The organism is Corallococcus sp. 4LFB, from assembly GCF_046520365.1.
Taxonomy (GTDB): Bacteria; Myxococcota; Myxococcia; order Myxococcales; family Myxococcaceae; genus Corallococcus; species Corallococcus caeni.
In genome coordinates this window covers 1-584 of record NZ_JBKGHJ010001216.1, presented here as the reverse complement: position 1 = coordinate 584, position 584 = coordinate 1, and the positions used below count along the sequence as shown (strand labels likewise).

Below are 584 nucleotides of genomic sequence, written 5' to 3'. Positions count from 1 at the left end.
GTCCATGGGGGCCACCGTCAGCGCGAAGCGTCCGGACTGCAGCCGCGACACGTCCAGCATGTCGCCAATCAGCCGCGTCAGCCGGTCCACCTGCCGGTTCAGCCGGGCGATGGTCTCCCGCTGCCGCTCCGGGTTCATCCCCTGCCCGGACCCGAGCTGGCGGATGAGCAGGTCCAGCGTCGCCTTCAGCGGCGTCAGCGGCGTGCGCAGCTCATGGCTCGCCATGGACAGGAACTGGTCCCGGATGGCGATGGCCTCCCGCAGCTCCTTCTGCGTCCGGTCGATGCGCGCCGCCATGTCGTTGAAGCCCAGGGTGAGCTGGGCAATCTCATCATCGCCCCGGGCCTGCACGCGCTGCTCCGCCGACGGCGTGCCCAGCACGGCGAAGCCGTCCCGCAGCGTCTCCAGCCGCTGCGCCACGTCCCGGCCCACCCACTGTGACAGCGCGAGCGCGATGGCCCCCGCCAGCACCGCGATGGCCACCACCCACGCCCCCATGCGCGTCACCGGCGCGAACGCCTCTCGCAGCTGCGCCGTCACCACCACCGTCCACGGCGTGCCCTCCACCCGCGCGTGCGCCACCA

General features: G+C 72.6%; 1 protein-coding gene. It reads right to left on the bottom strand.

The window, feature by feature from the left end:
* On the bottom strand, positions 1-584 hold a 584-nt coding region (locus ACLEQD_RS45005; RefSeq protein ID WP_410392008.1), incomplete at both ends, for a histidine kinase dimerization/phospho-acceptor domain-containing protein.